At 62.3% G+C, this 18902-nt stretch carries 14 protein-coding genes; 7 read left to right on the plus strand and 7 right to left on the minus strand.

What is annotated here, in order from left to right:
• Window positions 1-10: 10 nt before the first annotated feature.
• From BX592_RS01675 to BX592_RS01695, 5 genes are read right to left on the minus strand one after another with little or no spacing between them, the layout of a single operon-like run.
• The gene (locus BX592_RS01675; RefSeq protein WP_243849236.1) at window positions 11-676 is read right to left on the minus strand and encodes a TenA family protein; all 666 of its coding nucleotides are present in this window, start codon (window positions 674-676) and stop codon (window positions 11-13) included.
• 9 nt (window positions 677-685) lie between these two features.
• Complete coding sequence (locus BX592_RS01680; protein WP_134189897.1) at window positions 686-1684, minus strand: ABC transporter permease; 999 nt, start codon at window positions 1682-1684, stop codon at window positions 686-688.
• Window positions 1681-2469, minus strand: coding sequence for an ATP-binding cassette domain-containing protein (locus BX592_RS01685; RefSeq protein ID WP_243849237.1), 789 nt, complete (start codon window positions 2467-2469; stop codon window positions 1681-1683). The genes BX592_RS01680 and BX592_RS01685 overlap by 4 nt, the downstream gene beginning before the upstream one ends.
• Window positions 2466-3413: an ABC transporter substrate-binding protein gene (locus BX592_RS01690; protein ID WP_134189898.1), complete on the minus strand. Its 948-nt coding sequence runs from the start codon at window positions 3411-3413 to the stop codon at window positions 2466-2468. Before BX592_RS01690 ends, BX592_RS01685 begins: the two co-directional genes overlap by 4 nt.
• Window positions 3414-3440: 27 nt before the next feature.
• Window positions 3441-4457, minus strand: a complete 1017-nt coding sequence (locus BX592_RS01695) for a LacI family DNA-binding transcriptional regulator (protein ID WP_134189899.1) — start codon at window positions 4455-4457, stop codon at window positions 3441-3443.
• Between the two features lie 322 nt (window positions 4458-4779).
• Between BX592_RS01695 and BX592_RS01700 the strand changes: the two genes are divergently transcribed.
• The gene (locus tag BX592_RS01700) at window positions 4780-5883 is read left to right on the plus strand and encodes a phosphotriesterase family protein (protein WP_134189900.1); all 1104 of its coding nucleotides are present in this window, start codon (window positions 4780-4782) and stop codon (window positions 5881-5883) included.
• A 15-nt stretch (window positions 5884-5898) separates the two neighbouring features.
• Window positions 5899-6657, plus strand: coding sequence for a glutamine amidotransferase (locus BX592_RS01705; RefSeq protein WP_134189901.1), 759 nt, complete (start codon window positions 5899-5901; stop codon window positions 6655-6657).
• Window positions 6658-6795: 138 nt separating this feature from the next.
• Here the strand turns inward: BX592_RS01705 and BX592_RS01710 are convergent, their stop codons facing one another.
• Window positions 6796-7953, minus strand: a complete 1158-nt coding sequence (locus BX592_RS01710; RefSeq protein WP_166676289.1) for an acyltransferase family protein — start codon at window positions 7951-7953, stop codon at window positions 6796-6798.
• A 325-nt stretch (window positions 7954-8278) separates the two neighbouring features.
• Between BX592_RS01710 and BX592_RS01715 the strand changes: the two genes are divergently transcribed.
• Entirely contained in the window at window positions 8279-9901 is a 1623-nt protein-coding gene (locus BX592_RS01715; RefSeq protein ID WP_134189903.1) for a hypothetical protein, read from the plus strand.
• Window positions 9902-10020: 119 nt separating this feature from the next.
• Window positions 10021-11559 (plus strand): O-antigen ligase family protein, encoded by a 1539-nt coding sequence (locus tag BX592_RS01720; protein WP_134189904.1) that lies wholly within the window; start codon window positions 10021-10023, stop codon window positions 11557-11559.
• A 276-nt stretch (window positions 11560-11835) separates the two neighbouring features.
• On the opposite strand, the gene BX592_RS01725 is transcribed toward BX592_RS01720, so the two are convergent.
• Complete coding sequence (locus tag BX592_RS01725; RefSeq protein WP_134189905.1) at window positions 11836-13212, minus strand: aldehyde dehydrogenase family protein; 1377 nt, start codon at window positions 13210-13212, stop codon at window positions 11836-11838.
• 309 nt (window positions 13213-13521) lie between these two features.
• Here BX592_RS01725 and BX592_RS01730 point away from each other — a divergent pair, with 309 nt between their 5' ends.
• From BX592_RS01730 to BX592_RS01740, 3 genes are all read left to right on the plus strand, one after another.
• A complete protein-coding gene (locus tag BX592_RS01730; protein ID WP_166676290.1) occupies window positions 13522-14580 on the plus strand; it encodes a patatin-like phospholipase family protein in 1059 nt (352 codons plus the stop codon).
• Complete coding sequence (locus BX592_RS01735) at window positions 14577-16037, plus strand: GntP family permease (protein WP_208327827.1); 1461 nt, start codon at window positions 14577-14579, stop codon at window positions 16035-16037. Before BX592_RS01730 ends, BX592_RS01735 begins: the two co-directional genes overlap by 4 nt.
• A gap of 551 nt (window positions 16038-16588) precedes the next feature.
• A complete protein-coding gene (locus BX592_RS01740) occupies window positions 16589-18883 on the plus strand; it encodes a TonB-dependent receptor (RefSeq protein WP_134189906.1) in 2295 nt (764 codons plus the stop codon).
• The last annotated feature ends 19 nt before the right edge of the window (window positions 18884-18902 follow it).

An 18902-nucleotide genomic window follows, 5' to 3' on the forward strand; every position in this document is an offset into this window, starting at 1 on the left:
GTCAATAGTGTCAGGCGGCGTAACATGCGCTGTGAAAATCGATCTCGAGCGCGAGTACCTTGCGGAAAATCGCGCTGCTGCGCGCGAAGTCGAAGCGCTGTTCCGACCATCCGTTGACTTGGTCCTTCAACCATTGCACCTGGTTGAGAAAGGTCGGCTCGGCGTGGAGCGCGACCCATTCGCGAACGAATGGATTGCTGCTCGGCGTCTGGTTTGCACGCGTGCACCACGTGCCGTACATCCATTCGGCGGCGAGCATCGAGACGATCACCTCTTCATACGTGCGTTGCCGCGCGATCTCGAGCATGCCGGAATCGAATGCGGTGACCGGGACCGGCAGCGGCGCGTCGATGTGGGACGCGGGCAGGCCCAGCGCGGCAAGCGTGCGTTCAAAGTACGGCACCTGTTCGGTCGACAACGCGTTCAGTACGCCGATCAGCCAGTGCTTGTGCGCGATCGTATCGGCCTTCACCAGCGCGTAGCCGAAAATCGCCATTGCCGTTTCGACGAAACGTCCTTCATACGACAGATACCGTGCGAATGAGTCTGCCGGCAAGCGGTCGCGCTCGATATCGACGACGAATCGGTGCTCCTGCATTGCCTGCCACACGTCCGTAGCCGACGCGAACAGGCGCTCCGTGTGCGAGTGTTGCTTGATGTCCGTATTCATCTGCATGCGAGTGCCTTATTTCTTTGCCGACTTGTAGCGGCCGAATACGCGCGTGTTCAGCCAGATCGCGCCGAGGATGATCGCGCCCGTGACGATCTGCGTAAAAAACGGCGAGATATGCATCAGGATCAACCCGTTGCCGATCACCGCAATGGTCAGCGAGCCGAGTATCGTGCCGATGATCGTTGCGCGCCCACCCATCAGCGATGTTCCGCCGAGCACGACCGCCGCGATCACCTCCAGTTCAAAGCCGACCGCGGCATTCGACGAGCCCGAGCCGAGACGCGACGCGAGAATCAGCCCGGCGACTGCGGACGCGAGACCGGTCAGCAGAAATACCGAAGCCTTGATGCGCAGCGTTGGCATGCCGGCACGCCGTGCTGCTTCCGCATTTGATCCGACTGCGACGACGCGCCTGCCGTACCGCCCGCGATTCAGATAGATGTAGCCTGCCACCGATACCATCACTGCAATCAACGCCGGCACCGGGATATCGAACAGTGTGCCGGTGCCGATAAAGTCGAAGCCGGTACCGGGATCGATCGCGACCGAGAATCCCTTCGTCGAATACAGGGCGATGCCGCGCAATGTCGTCATCGCAGCGAGGGTGACGATGAATGACGGAATCGCCTGGCTTGCGGAAATCCAGCCTTGCAGCCAGCCGATGGCGGCGCCCAGCAGCAGCGTAGCGACGACCGCGACCGGCCAGGGCACGCCGTGCTGGATCAGGATCGCCACCAGCGCATTGCACAACGCGGCCATCGAGCCGACCGACAGATCGATGCCGCCGGTCGTGATCACGAACGTCATCGCGATGCCGACCACGAGAATCGGCGCGAGTTGGCGCATGACGTTCAGTGCGTTGCTCGCGGTCAGGAAGTTCGCGCTGCCGAACGAGAAGAACACGCAGCAGCCGACGAAAAATGCGGCAATCGACAACACCTGCGCATGGGCGGCGAAGTAGTCGCGTGAACGCGACCCGAGTTCGCGTTCGGTGTACGACGTGGTGCTCATCCGTGTCTCCTTCCGACAATCAACTGGACAAGATCTTCAAGGGTCGTTTCTTCGAGCCGCCGCTCGGCGATCTTCGTCCCTTCGTACATCACCGCGATCCGGTCGCATACGCGAAACAGGTCCTGCAGCCGGTGCGTGATCAGCACCACCGCCACGCCCTGTGCCTTCACGCGATTGATCAACTCGAGCACCGCCTCGACCTCCGCGACCGCGAGTGCCGACGTCGGTTCGTCCATGATCAGCACACGCGGTGAAAACGATGCGGCGCGCGCGATCGCGATCGATTGCCGCTGGCCGCCGGACAGCTGTTCGACGGTGCGGTTCAGATTCGGAATGCGGATCTTCAGCCGTTCCAGCAGCGTGCGCGCTTCGGCCTGCATGCGCTTGCGCTGCAACATCCCGCCCTTGCACAGTTCGCGGCCAAGAAACAGGTTGCCGGCGACGTCGACCGTGTCGCACAGGCTCAGGTCCTGGTACACCATCTCGATGTGGCGTTCACGCGCATCGGCCGGACCGTTGAAGCGCACCTCGTCGCCTTCGACGAAAATCGCGCCATCATCCGGCAGGTAGGTGCCGGCCATCACCTTGGTCAACGTCGATTTGCCGGCAGCGTTGTCGCCGATCAGTCCGAGACATTCGCCCGGGTATAGGTCGAGGTCGATGCCGCGCAATGCCGGAAACGAACCGAAGCTTTTGCGAATGCCCTTCAACGCGAGCACAGGCACGCGCGAAGAGGCGGAATGGGCGGCGCCCGGCTGCATGGTCGCGTGCGGATTCGTGCTCATTTCGCCGCCGCAAACTGGCTGCGATAGGCGCCGACGTTCGCCTTCGTCACGATAGTCAACGGCGTTGCGATGACCGACTGCACCGGCTTGCTGGTATGCGCATCGTTCAGCGCGGCGATTGCCGCGCGGCCCATCGCGGCCGGATCTTGCTGCACGACGCCGAGCACCACGCCGCGTTCGATGCCACGGATGACCTCCGGCGCGAGATCCCAGCCGATCACCTTGACCTTGCCCGCGCGGCCTTGTGCCTGTACCGCCGCAATCGCGCCAAGCATGGCTGGTTCGCCGGTTGCATAGATCGCATCGAGGTCAGGGTTCGCAGTCAGCAGGTTTTCCGCGGCCGATAGCGCGACGTCCTGCGTATTCTGTCCATCGACGACGCCGGCGATCGTCACCTTGCTGTTCACCGTCAATGCATCCGTGAAGCCCTTCTGGCGCGTATTCTGGATCACCGAGCTTAGTGCGCCGACAATGCCGACGTGCGCGGTGCCATGCAGATTCTTCGATACGTAGTCGAGAAAATATGCGGCCATCTGCTTTGCGCCGACGATGTTGTCGACGCCGACCTGCGCCTTCTGCGGTCCCGGTGGCAATACCGCGTCGATACCGACCACAGGAATGCCGGCAGCGCTCGCGTTACGCAGCGCCCCGCGCACCGCATTGACGTCGATCGCGTCGATCGCAATGCCGTCGACTTTCTGTTGCGTGTAGTCGTCGATCGCATTTACCTGCGTGGATGACGCATCATTCGCGTTGAACACGACCAGTTTCGCACCGAGCTTTTTTGCCTCGTCTTCCGCCCCACTGCGCATCTGGTTGAAGAACACTGCCTGCTGATTGATCAGGATCAGTGCGTACGTGGGCGGTTCGGCTGCCGGTGTGCGTGTAACGAGGCCAAACAGAGCAGTGCAACTGACGAACGCAATGCGTAATGCCTTGTTCATGACTACCTCCAGGGAGTTGAGCTTGTGTTAATCGGACAGCGGCGAGGCCACCGACGCCCGCTTGATGAGTTCCACCGGCAGGCGGATTTCGGGTTGCGCGGAGTCGCCATGCGAGGCGGCCAGCACCAGTTCGACGGCGCGCGTGCCCATTTCGACGATCGGCTGCCGGATCGCGGTCAAAGGGGGATTGAACAGATGCAGTGGACCGGCATCGTCGAACACGATCAGCGACAGTCGGTCCGGTACCGCGACGCCGGCGCGGTTCAACGCATCCAGTAAGCCGAATGCGATCTCACCGCTCGATACGAACGCCGCCGTCGGTGGCCGGCCGACGCTCAGCAGCGCGCGCGCCGCATCTTCGCCTTGTCCAGCCGAATACGGCCCGTACAGTTCGAACGCGACTTCCGCACCGGCCGCCGCAGCGGCGTCACGCAAGCCCGCAAAGCGCTCGCGTGTGCTCGCCAGTTCCGACGGTCCACCGATAAACGCGATGCGCCGATGGCCGAAGCCGGTCAGGTGCTCGCCTGCGAGCCACCCGCCGCGATAGTTGTCGCACAGCACTTTCGCGCATTGCACGCCAGGTATGTCTTCGTCGATCAGCACGAGCCCGCGCGTGTCGTTGAGCGCCTGCGCGAGCTCGGATGTGTGGTGATGCGCGCTGACGAAAAGCAGGCCGCTGACCTGATTGCGCCGCATTCGCGTCACGTATTGCAGTTCGCGATTCGAGGTGTTCGACGTCGCGCTCAGCAGTACGCCCAGCCCTTTCGCTTCGGCCGCCTGCTCGACCGACGACGCGAGCATCGCGAAGAACGGATTCGCGATGTCCGGAATCACCAGGCCGACGGTATCCGAGCGGCCGCGGCCGAGACTGCGCGCATGCAGGTTCGGCACGTAGCCGAGCTGCCGGATCGCCGCGTCGATGCGCTGCGCGGTGTCCGCCGGCAGCACGAGGTCGGCGTTCAGGTATCGAGAAACGGTCGCCATCGACACGCCCGCTGTGCGGGCGACGTCTTTCAGACCGGGTACGAAACGACGTTGCGTCACGCGGGCCTCATCGATTGGGAGTCGGCGGATTCAGGAACTTGGGTTAGGGCATCGCGCCCCGGGTTTGTAAAGCGCTTTACTTCGTTAGGTCCGATTGAACGTGGCCATATCTCGCGTGTCAAGCATTTCCAGACAATACGCTGGTCAGTAGTTACCCGAGGTGGGGTGACGGGCGGGCACCAGAATAGTGCCTAAAATAAGGCATTAAGCGATGTCAGATTGAGCCGGTGCACCCACTGTCGTATTTTTTGTTCGATTGACATGGACAACCTGATCGACATAACGTCTGCTGTAAAGCGCTTTACTGACCGTGAGGTTATCGATGACCGACTTCCTGCGTACGTTTGGACCCGCTGACACGACGCCGATCGGCGTCGACAGCGGCTACGTGATGACCGTGCGCGGCCCCGTGCCTGTCGACGAAATGGGCGTGACTTTGATGCACGAGCACATCCTGATCGACGCGTCGAACAAATGGGTGCCGGCGTCGTGCTGCGGCGGGCGCCACACTGGCGAGGAGAAGGTGCATATCGGAATCCTTGGCGCGCTGCGGATGAATCCGTTGATGAATCGCGACAACTGCCGGCTCCTCGATGTCGATCTTGCGGTCGACGAATTGATGAAGTTTCGCGAACGCGGCGGCGCGACCGTCGTCGATCCGACCAACATCGGCATTGGCCGCAATCCAGTCGCTTTGCAACAGGTGTCCCGCCGCACAGGATTGCATGTCGTGATGTCGACGGGCTTTTATCTGGAGCCTTCGCATCCTGCCTATGTGCGTGAACGGAGCATCGACGATCTCGCCGAACAACTGATGTTCGAAGTCGGCGCGCTCGACCGCAAGCCGGACGTGATCGCGGGGCTAATCGGCGAGATCGGCGTATCGGCCGCGTTCACCGATGAAGAAACGAAGTCGTTGCGCGGGGCCGCGCGCGCGAGCGCCGCGACCGGCGTCCCGCTATCGGTCCATTTGCCGGGCTGGGCCAGGCACGGCCACCGCGTACTCGACATCGTCGAAGAAGAGGGAGCGGACCTGCGACACACCGTGCTGTGTCATATGAACCCGAGCCACGCGGATGTCGACTACCAGCACACGCTTGCACGGCGTGGCGCCTGGCTCGAATACGACATGATCGGGATGGACTACTACTATGCGGACGAAGACGCGCAGTCTCCCTCGGACGAAGAGAATGCGCGTGCGATTCGTGCGTTGATCGATGCCGGCTATGGCGGCCGGCTGCTGCTGTCGCAGGACGTCTTTCTGAAGATGATGCTCACGCACTATGGCGGGTTCGGCTACGGCTACATCCTCGAGCACTTTGTACCGAGACTCAAGCGCCACGGTGTGACGGACGAACAGATCGGGACGATGCTGGTGGACAATCCAGCCCGCGTGTTCTCGCGCGGTACAGGTGCGGATACCTGACTCACAAGGAACCGAATGAATAAGAAAGTGTTGCTGGCCGGCGAATCGTGGACTTCCACTGCGACGCATGCGAAAGGCTTCGACCAGTTCGCGTCGATCACCCATCATAACGGCGCGGAACAGTTTCTCGCGCTATTCGAGCGCGGCGATTATGCGATCACGTACATGCCCAGCCACGATGCGCAGACGCATTTCCCTATGACGCTGGAAGCATTAAACGAATGGGACGCGGTGATTCTGTCTGACATCGGCGCGAACACGTTGCTGCTGCACCCGGATACATGGATAAACAGCCAGCGCAGTCCGAACCGGCTGAAGCTGTTGCGCGACTACGTCGCGGCCGGCGGCGGCCTGATGATGATCGGCGGGTATCTGAGCTTCCAGGGTATCAATGGCAGCGCGCGCTTCCGGAATACACCGGTCGAAGAGGTGTTGCCGGTGCGCTGTCTGCCCTATGACGACCGCGTCGAAGTACCGGAGGGATTCACGCCGGAATGCGTGACGCAGCATCCGCTGGTCCACGGCATCGATGGCGCGTGGCCGCATCTGCTCGGCTATAACGAAGTCGAACTGAAACCGGACGCCACCCTCGTGATGCAAGTGCCGGGAACCGCGCACCCGTTGTTGGCCGCGGGCCAATTCGGCGCAGGCCGCACGCTTGCGTGGACTAGCGACATGTCGGTGCACTGGTTGCCGCCGGAGTTCTCGTCGTGGCACGGTTACGAGCGGCTGTGGCGCAACAGCCTCGACTGGCTCACGCGGCGCAACGGGTAAACCAGCTTGAGCGCTCGAGATCGCGAGTCGCTCCGAGCTCGGGAACATTGCGGCCGGACACACAGTGCTGGGTTAGACCGGATTTAAGGCCGTGACTCAGTACCGGTCGATAGCCCTGTATTCAATCGACGCGGCCTGTCACCGCATCACATCATCCGCACCGGCGACGCCGCGCACGGGCGTCGCCGCCAAGCCTCTTTTGCCCAGCGCGCGCATCGCGTTCTTCAGGCGGTTTCCGAGCGGCAACATCGCAAACGCGAGCACGAGCAGCGCAACCAGCGCGACCACCATCCCGGCAGTCGACAAAGGGCGTCCGTCGCGCGCCGCGCCGATCGCAACCAGCACCGGAAAATGCAGCAGATAGAGCGGAAACGTCGCGTCGCCGAGGTTTCGTGAAAACGCGACGAACCGCGCGCCCGGATGCACGCGCGGCCCCGCGAGCTCCAGCGCGGCAAACAACGCGGTAAGCCCGAACACGAACAACAGGCTGCCGCACATCAGCGATGGCTGCACGCGGCGAGGGCAACCGATCAGCTGGAAAATCGCTTCGAGCCCATGAGTCAGCGCGGCGTGCATCTGCCGATACAGCAGCGCGACGACCAGCGCACCCACTACCGACACGCAGATCGCGATGATCGCGCGGCGCCGCGACGGCGGCGTCGAGAAACGGTCGTAGATAAACACACCGGCCAGCCAGAACGGCAGCACCGCGATCACATTGGGCCCATACAGCAGCGCGACCGCGAGCGGAATCAGCAGCGTGCGGCCGGTGTGACGGCAAAAAAGCAGCGAGCCCCAGATCGCATAGAAACCCGCTTCGTAGCCCAGGCTCCAGAACGGCGAATTGGACAGCGGCGACATATCGACGCCCCACACCTGGTTCAGCAGCAATACGTTCGCTACGATGCGGATCACCGGATGGTCCGCCTGCGTACCCCAATTGTGGTTGTACCAGCCGGGCGCTGCGAGCGACGAATACGTGTCGAGCGCGAGCGTCGCGACGAGCGCGAGCAGCGTGACGGACAGCATTCGCGACACACGATCGACGACGAAGCGGCGCCCATTGAACTCGGCGACGGACGGCGAGAACGCGCGGATCGTATAACCGCTCATCACGAAGAAGCCGCCGACCGCGATCATGCCGATGCCGGTGATGTCCGGCCACTCGTTCTGAAAAAAGCGCTGCGTCATGTGTGCGACCACGACAATGATCGCGAGCACGAAGCGCATCAGATCGAGCGAAACTGAAACAGCGGGCGTGATTGTCACGCGCGCGCCTCTGCTGGAAGCTGGCATTTCCGGGGTCTCCCGATGACTGTGACCGGCTTCCCGTGCTGCGTCGTGTGCCGGCGCGTCTGACCGTTCGCGCGAAAAAAGCGCTCGACGATCCGATGAAAGTATGCGAACCGCGCAGCCCATGCGGCCCGGGCTGTGAACGCGGTCGATGCCGGAGACTGTAAAAGCGCGCGCGCCGGTGGTATGTGGGATGCCGAACGAATAGCCATCGACTTTGACGAAGCGCGCCGCCAGACGGCTTCATTGCGATCGAATGTGCCCCGTCGCACTAAAACGCATGCTGCGCGTGCGATATAAACGAGTCGCCAAAACGGGAGACGCAACGATGCGCACGGCTCAACTGGGCTCACGACCGCTCGACAAAGAGTCCAGGGAATGCTGGTACTCGACGAAATTCGTGTACCTGCTCGCGATCTTCGTCGTGCTGGTTCTGGGCGCGTCGCTCGCGGCCGCATTTGGCTTCCTGACGCACGACTCATGGAACTACCTGCTTCTCGCACAATCGCTCAAGCGCGGCGAAGGCTGTTCGATCGCAGGCGCGTATTTCTCGATGTTCCCGTGCGGGTATCCGCTGGCGCTCGCGCTGACCGCGCCTTCCGCCGACATCGCGAGCCTGATGATCAGCAGCAAGGCCACGAACGTGATCCTGCTGTTCTTCGCGTTTCTGCTGCTGCAACGCACGTTGCGCAACGTGCTGGTGCCGACGTTCGTGGTCATCAATCCGTTCACGATCGGGTTGTTTCTGTACACGTGGTCGGAAAACCTCTTTCTGCTCGCCTGCTGCGGTAGCCTGTTTGCGCTGTCGCGCGTGCATCGGCGCGACGCGTCCTATCCGTATGGCGCCGTCGCGCTGCTGACCTTCTTCCTGCTCGTTGGCGTGTCGTCGCGCTATTTTTTCGCGCCTTTCGCGGCGGTTATTTTCTTGTGCGCGTGGCGGGCGTATGGCACGCGCACCGCGCTCAGGACGTTACCCGCGTTTATCGCCGCGGCGCTGTTCTTCATCGCTTATCTGAAGCTCAACACAGTGCTCAGCGGCCTTGCCACCGGCATGCCGCGCATTCCCGCGCCGGAGACGCCCGCTTTCCTCGTGTTTCGATTCGTTCGGCAACTGACGAAGGAGGTCGTGATACTCGGCGTCTCGGTGGCGGCGCTGCTATGGCTGACGCGCAAATACTGGTCGAAGCGCGCGGAAGATAGAACTGCGGACCGAACCGCCGACAACACCACCGCGCCCGAATCACGGATGCTCGCGCTGATGGGCGCAGGCTTTCTGCTGCTTGCTTTCTGTCTGCGGTTTCGAACCCAGTACGACCTGTATGACCCGCGCACGCTCAGCTACGGGCTGACCTTCGTCGTCGCCGGGCTAATCGGATTGCGGACCCGCATTCCGACACCCCGTTTTCCGGCCGGGCCAGCGGTGATTTACGGCGTGCTAGTCCTGCTGGCGGCGCTGACCGACGCGGCGGCGTACTCGGGTAGTGCCTGGCTACCGATGCTGAAGGACACGCTGGCGAACGGGTACGCGTCACCGGTCGCGGCGTTGCAGCGCTATCGCGGCCCTGCAACGGACGCCGACCTGATCGTCACATTGCGTCGGCCGCCGCGCGTCGCCGAGACCGTGGACGATGAAGCACGCCTCTACTATCCGACGCATGCATCGATCGTCGATATCCGCACGGGTCCGTACTCGAAGCCCGATAGCGTCGCGGATTTAATGAAAGCCATTGCCGGTCATCATGCCCATGCGTGCGTGATCGATTTCACGCAATTCGCGTCGCGCGACGATCTGCAGCGGCACCTGGACGGGTCGTTTCCTGTCGCGTTTTCGTTCGGTTCCGGCCGATGGTGGCCAGCCACCGTGTATCAGCCGAGTTTCGATCCCGGCATGCGTGATTACCTGCTGTCGATCTTCCAGCCCGGACGATACGTTCCGTGCGCTCGCAACTGAACGCAACCGCTAGTGCTTTGTTATGCACCGCACCAACAGCGGTTGATCCAGATGGCGGCCGGACGCCGCTGGCGATATAAACGACTACCGGGGTTAGCGTCTAAAAAGGATCGACCAACATGGAAATTCAGGTATTCGCCGTGGTCGTGCTCGTGTTGGGCATGCTCGCGCTGAACGTCGAATCCCATTGGTCGATGTACATCCTCGTCGTCAGTTGGCTGTTCGCGGCCGCGGCCACCCTGACGGTGGGCGGCATTACCCTTCCTCCCGAAACACTGTTCCTGATCTTCCTCTTTATCCGTGCGTTCAATATGGGCGGCCCGGCCGGACTGTGGCGACCACTCGCGCCCGGCAGTCCCGGCTTCCCCCTGGTGTGGCTCGCGGTCGTTGCGCTGATCGGCGCGTGGTTCCTGCCGCGTGCGTTCGCGGGCGCGACCAATGTGTTCGCAATCAGCAAGGACGCTGCCGATCCGAATGCCGTGGGGCCCGTGCCGCTTGCGCCGGTGTCCGGGAACCTCACGCAGTCCGTGTACTTCATCAGCGACGTGGTGATCTATTGCTGCATGACGATTTTTCTCGCGAGAAAGGACGGCTACCGGCATCTGGCGCTGGCGATGCTCGTGCTCGCCGGGCTGAATGTGGTCGCGGGCGTCGTCGATATGGTTGGCGGCGCCGTTGGAATTAACGCGCTAGGCTGGATCAAGACTGCGGGCTACACGATTCACGACGGCGAGGAAGTGGGCGGGCTGCGACGCATCACCGGCACATTCACCGAAGCGTCCACGTATGCCGGCTTCACGATGCAGCTGTTCGCGTTCACGGCCAACATGTGGCTGTTCGGCTACCGGCCGCGCCTGACGGGCCTGATTGCGCTCGCGTCGGTCGTGCTGATCATGTTGTCGACGTCGACCACCGCGTACGTCGGCATGGTCGCCTACCTGATGGTGCTGCTATGCAGCCGCGACGACCGGATCTGGCCGCACGCCCGCGCGAGAAAGGGATATTTGTTCGCTGCCGTCGGTTGTCTCGCGATCCTTGCGCTGTTGTTCAGCCTGATATTCAAGCCGGGCATGCTCGAATCGGTGCTCGGCTTTTTCAACGACACCGTGATGGCGAAGGCCGACAGCGATTCGGGACGCGAGCGCGGTTCATGGAACCAGCAGGCGATCACGAATATTATCGATACCTATGGGTTCGGCATCGGGCTCGGTAGCGCGCGAACCTCCAGTTTTGTGCTTGCTCTGCTGTCGAACCTTGGCTTCGCCGGAGCGGTGCTGTTCGGCGTGTTCGCATGGAACTGCCTCGTCGCGCGCATTCCGGTGCAGGCGCCGCTGCTCAGCCGGATGGTCTGCCATTCGATGCGTCAGGCGATGTTCGCGGCGTTGATCATGTGCTCGATAGCCGGCACGATGTTCAACCTCGGATCGAATTTTTATGTGTTCGCCGCTGCGACGACCGCGCTGTCGCTCACCGCGCGAAGAATGGCGCCGAGTCGTCGCGTCAATGGCGCCAGTGACGGCGATGTGCCATTGGTGGCGCCTGCGCCGCGGCGGCAGACACGCATGTCACCGAAGGCGTCCGGTAAGGCCGCGCACCTGTCGCTGGTTGAAAGTGGCAAGCGCCGGAGCCGCGTGCCCGCATGGCCGAACAAGGGTTGACCCGGTCAACACGCGGCCAAGCCTAGCCGGATGACAACAGCATCGTAAATTGAAGCCACCGGCCTGGCGAGTCGATTTACTCTGCAATCCAAACGGTAAAAACTCGTGCGCAACCCGGCGATCGGCCAGCTTCCGCGACGACGTTTTACCGCTGATCGAATCACGAATCGCGTATAGGTGAGCGTTTTCAGGAGCCGCACGTATGCCGCACGTATGCCGCACGAACGGACACCGCGACTCCCTCACCCGACCCCGCGCCCAGCTTGCGCATGACGATCATGTCTTGAACACGATCATCTTCTCCGCCGTCATCTCATGCGCGGTGTACGGAATGCCGCCAATGCCATACCCGGACTCATGCCGTCCCGCGAACGGCATCCAGTCGGTGCGGAACGCGGTGTGATCGTTGATCATCACCGCCGATGCATCGAGCCCTTCGGCCGCTTCGAACGCGGACGCCAGATCGCGCGTGAAAATGCTGGACTGAAACGCGACCGGCAGCGAATTGGCCTCGGCAATCGCTTCGTCCAGTGACTGAAACGGATAAACACAGGTCAGCGGCCCAAAGACCTCGAGCGTGGAGACCTTCGCGTCTTTCGGCGGATTCACGAGCACGGCGGGCGTTAGCGTGGTCGCACTGACACGGCCCCCGCCGAGCTGCGTCGCCCCCGCCGCTACCGCTTCGCTGATCCAGCCTTCCACACGCTCCGACTCCGACGGCGTGATCAGCGGCCCGACTTCGGTTTCGGGCCGAACCGGATCACCCACTCGCAAAGCGGCCACGCGCGCGGCAAAGCGATCGACGAATTCCTTCTGCAGGTCCGCATGCACATAGATACGCTGGATCGACACGCAGACCTGGCCCGCGTGGTAATAGCCGCCCTTGACGATCGGATCGATGATGCGGTCCAGGTCCGCGCTTCTGTCGACGATCGCCGGCGCAACACCGCCATGCTCCAGTGCACAACGCGCACCCGGTGCAAGCTTCGACCGTAAATGCCAGCCGACCCGCGCGGATCCGATGAAACTGAGGAAAGCGACCCGCGAGTCGGTCGCGAATGCTTCAGACAATCCGCGTGCTTCGGGCAAAAAGGTTTGCACCCAGCCTTCCGGCATGCCGGCCTCGTTGACCAGATCGACCAGTTCAAAGCAGCTCAGCGGCGTCGCGCTCGCCGGCTTCACGATGACCGGGCACCCGGTGGCGATCGCAGGTGCAACCTGGTGCACGACCAGGTTCAACGGATGATTGAAGGCCGAGATCGCGGCGACGACGCCGATCGGCTCGGCAATCGTCCATGCGCGGCGATTGTCGCTAGCCGGCGTAATGCCCATCGGAATCTCCGAGCCGGCGCGCGTGCGCAGCAGTTCCGCCGCATTGCGCACGCCATCGATCGCGCGGTCCGTCTCGATCAGCGCATCGGTATAGGGCTTGCCGCCTTCGCGCGCGATCAGCCGGCCGAAGTGCTCACGCTTTGCTTCCATCAGGGTTGCGAGCTTGCGCAGCACGTCGATGCGCTGATGCGGCTTCAGCCAGCCTTTGCGGTCCTTGAACAGCTTCCACGCGGTGGCGAGCTTGCGCTCGAGCGCGGCGGCATCGTCGGCCGGAAGCTGCGTGATCGGTTCACGGTCGAATGCCTGGACAACTTCAATCATGTTGACCTCCTGGGGTTGAGGTCCCCTTGTCGGGGAAATGCCGGCGTGCCCTGTTGAGTCGAAGCTTAATCGCTCCGTCCGCGCGGCGCAGATATCGCGCGAATCGTGTGAGTGGCCGCGAACTTGCGTCAAGGTGAGGTTTTTCGGGAGTCGCTGCGCAGCCGGTTCCTATCGTACGCGTCGACGGAAAGAGTCAACGATGCTTGCTGAATCGCACAACGCGCATCGCGCATCGTTATCGATCGAAATCTTTACCATTCGGCAGTTGCCTTATACCCTTCGTGATACTGCGACGATCCGGAAGACGCGATGACCGATCCATCCGTTCCTCTTCAAGCATCAGGCAACGAACCGCCATTGCTTATCGATCTGGCCTTGCAGGGCGGCGGTTCGCACGGCGCTTTCACATGGGGCGTGCTCGACCGGTTGCTTGAAGAACCGCGCTTGCGGATCGAAGGCATCTCGGGCACATCGGCCGGTGCGATGAACGCGGCGGTGCTGGTCAGCGGTCTCGCGAAGGACGGTGCGGCGGGCGCGCGACAGGCGCTCGAATCGTTCTGGCGGCGCGTCGCCGACGGCGCACTGTTCAGCCCGTTCCGGCGCAGTCCGCTCGACGTGCTGCTCGGCCGCTGGACGCTCGATCACTCGCCGATATTCCTCGCGCTCGACATGATGGCGCGCGTTGTGTCCCCATACGACCTGAGCCCGACGCCAGTCAATCCGTTGCGGCGCATCCTTGCCGAAAGTATCGACTTCGACGCGCTGCGCGCTTCGCGCGTCAAGCTCTTCATTACCGCGACGCGCGTGCGCACCGGACAGGGGCGCATCTTCCGCAACGCGGATCTGACACCGGACGTGCTGCTGGCGTCCGCCTGTTTGCCGACCCTCTTTCAGGCTATCGAGATTGACGGCGAAACGTACTGGGATGGCGGCTATGCCGGCAATCCGACCATTACGCCGCTAATTCGCGAATGCGAATCGAGCGACACGGTGCTGGTGCAGGTCAATCCGGTCGAACGCACGGAGACGCCGCGTTCGGCCCGCGATATCGTCAGTCGCCTGAACGAGGTTGCGTTCAACGCGCCGCTTATCAAGGAACTGCGCATGATGGCGCTGCTGCACAAGGCAGCGGATGCCGGCTGCGCTGAAGGTCGTCGTTGGGCGGCGATGCGCATCCACCGCATTTCAAGTCCGGTGATGAACACGCTCGGCTACTCATCGAAGCTCAATGCCGAATGGCGCTTCCTGACGATGCTGCGCGACGAAGGGCGCAAGAGCGCAGAAGCGTTTCTCGATCTGCATGGCATCGATCTTGGCGTGCGCTCGTCGCTCGACCTCGATGCGCTGCTCGACGGAGTGCTCCAATGACCGCGATGACGCTGGTCGGCCTTGCCGGCATGCTGGTGAGTCTTGCCGCGCTGATCTGGTTCGCGTATCGCGGCTGGAGTGTGCTGCTGCTCGCGCCGCTGGCCGCGATGCTCGCCGCGCTGGTGTCCGCCGAACCGGTGCTTGCGCATTGGACGCTGACTTTTATGGGCAGCGCGTCGCGCTTCGTCGCGCAGTTCTTTCCGCTGTTCCTGCTTGGCGCGCTGTTCGGCAAGCTGATGGAAGACAGCGGATCGGTCGATGCGATCGCGCAGTACATGATGCGAAAGCTTGGCGCGCGCCGCGCGGTGCTGGCGGTAGTAATCGGCGGGGCGATCGTCACGTATGGCGGCGTGAGTCTGTTTGTCGCGTTCTTCGTGCTGGCGCCGATGGCCGAAGCGCTGTTTCGCTCCGCTAACGTGCCGCGCCGGTTGATGCCCGCTGCAATCGCGCTCGGCACGTCGACGTTTACGATGTCCGCGCTGCCCGGCACACCTGCGATACAAAACGCGATTCCGATGCCATTCTTCGGCACCACGCCGTTCGCGGCGCCGGGCCTCGGCGTGATTGCGAGCGCGGTAATGGTGGCGTTCGGATTGTGGTGGCTCGCGCGTGAGGAATCGGCGGCGCGCCGGGCGGGCGAAGGCTTCGGCGGCGAACCGCTGACCGCGAATGACGAAGAACTGGTGCGTGAGCGCGCGACCGTGTCGCAAGCGTTCGACCCCGCCGAGATTGCGAACGGCAGCGTGAGCGCCAATCGACCGCCGTTCGGTGTCGCGATCGTGCCGCTGATCGTTGTGGTGGGGCTGAACTTCGCGATGAACGTTCTGATTCTGCCGCGCATCGACGCGTCGTATCTCAGCGAGCCGCGTTGGGGCAACACGACGCTTGCCGCGGTCAGCGGCGTATGGGGCGTGCTGGTCGCGCTGGCGGTCGCGATCGTGGTGCTGGTTTTCCTCAATCGTTCGCGGCTGCCCGCGCTACGCGCAAGTGTCGACGCGGGCGCGAATGCGTCGGTGCTGCCGGTGTTGAGTGTCGGCAGTCTGGTCGGCTATGGCGCGGTGATTGCGGCGTTGCCCGCGTTCGAAACCGTGCGCGAATGGGTGCTCGGCATCGGCGGCGGGCCGCTCGTGTCGCTCGCGGTTGCGACGAATCTGCTCGCCGCGCTGACGGGTTCGGCGTCCGGTGGTTTGACGATCGCGCTTGACGCGTTAGGGCGCACTTATCTGGAACTGGCCGCCGCGCATCATATCGATCCGGCGCTATTGCATCGCGTTGCCGTGATGTCGTCGGGCACGCTCGATAGTCTGCCGCACAACGGCGCGGTCGTGACCTTGCTGGCGGTGTGCGGCACGACGCACAAGCAAAGCTATCGCGACATTGTGATGGTCGCTGTGATCGGTGCGCTGCTTGCGCTGGCTGTTGTGATCGTGCTGGGGTCGCTGTTCGGTACCTTCTAGTCAGCGTTGCCCGTGAGTGGTGTACCCGGGTCGGTGTTGCATCGACACGCGAATTTCGATCTGCGTGGCGTTACGTTCAACCGCCGACTCGCGGACTCACGTGATGTGCTCGCGCTTGATCGCACACCGGCATCGCGGCAGAGGTGAGCTTTTTCGGGGGCTGGGAATCGGTGCCCAACTTTGAATTTCGCGCTCACCTTTCGGTCATCTGCATTGCCGGAATCACGCGCATCAGCATCCGAAACTTTCGATCCGTAAGCATGATCGACACCCCCGTCAAAAATATTTTCAACGCACGGGAATAAACCTCGAGAAGCCCGCGTTCTCACCACGGCGCGTATCTTTTCGCGCGCACACGCCGTTTTAGCGATCGCCGAAGTAGCGTTCGCATCCGATCAGGTCCCCACTTTCGTGCTCGTTCAGCCGCGCGCATCGCCGCGCGCGGCTGCCGCATGCCGTTCGTGCACTACGCGTGGTTGGCGTTATTCGTCATCCGCACACACGCAGCGAAACGGCACATAACTGAAGTGCGTTCGAAAGGGGATCGATTCATGAGTATCAGAAATGCGCGCAGCGCGGCACGCCTCGCTTGTGCTTGTGTGCGCGATGCGGCCGACGTCCGGCTTGCGGCGCTATGCATGGGCATCGCGTTCGCGCAGTCCGGCTGGGCGCAGTCACAAGAACAAGCGCCGTCCGTCGCGCCATCGGCAACTCCATCCGCAACCTCATCCGGCGCCACGCTGCCCGATGCGACACTGCCTGCGATTCATGTGCAAGGAAGCGCGCCGACCGGTTATGGACCGCTCGTCGAAACCGACCGTGTGAACGATCCGCGGCAACGCGCGGCGTCGAGTAAAACCGGCACGCGGCTTGAAGATCTGCCGGCCAGTGTTCAGGTCATTCCGCGTCAACTGGTGAACGAACAGGGCGGCACGATGCTGCGCGATGCGATCACGAACGCGAGCGGCGTCAACTATGGCGGGCAGGATTCGAAGGGCTATTACGATCACTTTCTGATTCGCGGCCTGAACGCGCAAGTTTACGAAGATGGTTTCTCCGACGGCGACGAGCTCAGCGGCATTTCGCATTCGCTGAACGGCGTCGAGCGCGTCGAGGTAGTCGAAGGACCAGGGTCGGCGCTATTTGGCAGCGGGCCTCCGGGTGGCACGCTCAATATCGTGCACTACACGCCGTCGCCCGACTTGCACTATGGCGGCAGCGTTCAGGCGGGCTCATTCGGCACGGTGACCAACACCGCGTACATCACCGGCCCGACCGGCATCTCCGGCCTGAATTACCGGATCGATGGGACCTTCTCGCGCACCGACGGTTTTCGCGATCTCGCGAGCCGCGACTATGAAGTCAGGCCGGAACTGCAATGGCAACTCGGCAAACACACGATTCAGTTCTCGCTGGACCTGCGCGATATACACGAAACGCCGGACTCGTACGGCATTATCTACTTCCACGGTTCGCCGCTTTCGACCGTGTCGCGGGACGCGAAATTCTCGACGCCGTTCGCGACCGCAAAGCAAACCTACGTGCGCCCGACAATTAGCGACCAGTGGCGCGTGAACGACATCCTGACGATCAATAACCGCTTCTCGTATCTGCACCGCTCGCTCGACGCGCTGACCAACGGCGATAGCACCAGCACGAAGATCAGCGATGGCGAAGTGGTCGGCCGGCAGTTGCGGCAGCAGGACGACAGCGACAACAGCTTCGACTATCAGCTCGAACCGGTATGGAAGTTCGCGACGGGCAGTGTCGGACATACGCTGCTGACCGGCTTCGAGTATCAGCATCAGACGATCGATACCGAACGCACGACTGCCGATCTGCCGAATATTCCGGACGCGTTCAATCCGGTGCCGCCGGAAACCAGTCTCGGCCAACTCGCATTCCTGTGCGACGCGAAGCATTCATGCGACAACGACAACCTGGTCGCCAACTATTACAGCGTGTATGCGACCGATCAGATCGACGTAACCGACAAACTGAAAGTGCGCGCTGGCGTCCGCCAGGACTGGTGGGACACGTCGTTGACGCCGAATATCTCGGTGCCTGGGCGGTTCGGCACGAATGGTCAGCCGTTGCTCGCCGGTGTGACGGATTCACGCAACGATGCGCCGGTCAGCTGGAATATCGGTGCGCTGTACAAGCTGCTGCCATGGATGTCGCCTTACTTCGGCATTTCGAAGAGCCACTTCGCGAACTTCAATTCGGAGAACACGCAGAACGGCATCGGGGCGCCGGAATCCGCGCTTCAATATGAAGTCGGCGTGAAGTTCTCGCTGCTCAACGAGCGGCTGATCCTCAACACCGCGCTGTTCGATGTCAAACGCGACAACGTCGCGGCGTTGCAAACCGTCAACGGTGTCGAATCAGTCGTCTTTGACAGCCAGAAGACGCGCGGCGCCGAGGCGTCGATCGATGCGGCGCTGACGAGCCACTGGCATGTGATCGCGAACTTCACCGCGCAGGACCCGGTCATCACTGACAACCCGCAAGGGATTGCGTCGGTCGGCAATCGTCCGCAAGGTGCGCCGGCTTATATCGGCAACCTCTGGTCAACTTACGACTTTTCGATCGATGGCATCCCGGGTTTTCATGTGGGCGCGGGTGTGAACTACGTCGCGAAGACTTACAGCGACATCACCAATGTGAACTCGATTCCGTCGTATGTGATTACGAACGCCGCATTCGGCTATGAAGCGTCGCGGTGGGGCATCGACCTGAATGTGCACAATCTGTTTGATCGGCGTTACTACGTTGCCGCGAATGCGGCGGGTGCATTTGTCGGCGAATCGTTGAGTGCTGTTGTGAACGTGCACGCGAATTTCTGATGCATGCAGGTTGGCAGGC

It is taken from the genome of Paraburkholderia rhizosphaerae (assembly GCF_004366595.1).
Lineage (GTDB): Bacteria > Pseudomonadota > Gammaproteobacteria > Burkholderiales > Burkholderiaceae > Paraburkholderia > Paraburkholderia rhizosphaerae.

What these genes read in the sequence shown, in the direction of transcription:
- BX592_RS01675 (WP_243849236.1), bottom strand. Translation starts at nt 676, where the DNA reads ATGCAGATGAATACGGACATCAAGCAACACTCGCACACGGAGCGCCTG.
- BX592_RS01680 (WP_134189897.1), bottom strand. Translation starts at nt 1,684, where the DNA reads ATGAGCACCACGTCGTACACCGAACGCGAACTCGGGTCGCGTTCACGC.
- BX592_RS01685 (WP_243849237.1), bottom strand. Translation starts at nt 2,469, where the DNA reads ATGAGCACGAATCCGCACGCGACCATGCAGCCGGGCGCCGCCCATTCC.
- BX592_RS01690 (WP_134189898.1), bottom strand. Translation starts at nt 3,413, where the DNA reads ATGAACAAGGCATTACGCATTGCGTTCGTCAGTTGCACTGCTCTGTTT.
- BX592_RS01700 (WP_134189900.1), top strand. Translation starts at nt 4,780, where the DNA reads ATGACCGACTTCCTGCGTACGTTTGGACCCGCTGACACGACGCCGATC.
- BX592_RS01705 (WP_134189901.1), top strand. Translation starts at nt 5,899, where the DNA reads ATGAATAAGAAAGTGTTGCTGGCCGGCGAATCGTGGACTTCCACTGCG.
- BX592_RS01710 (WP_166676289.1), bottom strand. Translation starts at nt 7,953, where the DNA reads ATGCCAGCTTCCAGCAGAGGCGCGCGCGTGACAATCACGCCCGCTGTT.
- BX592_RS01715 (WP_134189903.1), top strand. Translation starts at nt 8,279, where the DNA reads ATGCGCACGGCTCAACTGGGCTCACGACCGCTCGACAAAGAGTCCAGG.
- BX592_RS01720 (WP_134189904.1), top strand. Translation starts at nt 10,021, where the DNA reads ATGGAAATTCAGGTATTCGCCGTGGTCGTGCTCGTGTTGGGCATGCTC.
- BX592_RS01725 (WP_134189905.1), bottom strand. Translation starts at nt 13,212, where the DNA reads ATGATTGAAGTTGTCCAGGCATTCGACCGTGAACCGATCACGCAGCTT.
- BX592_RS01730 (WP_166676290.1), top strand. Translation starts at nt 13,522, where the DNA reads ATGACCGATCCATCCGTTCCTCTTCAAGCATCAGGCAACGAACCGCCA.
- BX592_RS01735 (WP_208327827.1), top strand. Translation starts at nt 14,577, where the DNA reads ATGACCGCGATGACGCTGGTCGGCCTTGCCGGCATGCTGGTGAGTCTT.
- BX592_RS01740 (WP_134189906.1), top strand. Translation starts at nt 16,589, where the DNA reads ATGAGTATCAGAAATGCGCGCAGCGCGGCACGCCTCGCTTGTGCTTGT.